Annotated in this window: 1 protein-coding gene; it reads left to right on the forward strand. The window is 70.8% G+C overall.

The genetic code is table 11. The annotated features are described in order from the left end of the window. On the forward strand, positions 1 to 271 hold a 271-nt coding region (locus AC0L2O_RS36805), incomplete at both ends, for an SDR family NAD(P)-dependent oxidoreductase (protein WP_473373206.1).

Consider the following 271-nt stretch of genomic DNA (forward strand, 5'->3'; position numbering starts at 1 on the left):
GCCTCCTCAGGCATCGGCCAGGCCACGGCGGAGCGGCTCGCCAACGCCGGCTACAAGGTGTTCGGCACCAGCAGGCGGGGCGCGCAGCCGGGCAAGCAGCCGTTCGAGATGCTGGCCCTCGACGTCACCAGCGATGCGTCGGTGGAAGCCGCCGTCGGCGAAGTGATCCGGCGCGAGGGCCGCATCGACCTGCTGGTGAATAACGCCGGCTTCGGCGTTGCCCCTGCCGGCGCGGAAGAGAGCTCGATGGAGCAGGCGCGCGCGATTTTCG

The sequence above is a fragment of the Bradyrhizobium sp. Kon10 genome (assembly GCF_055807395.1).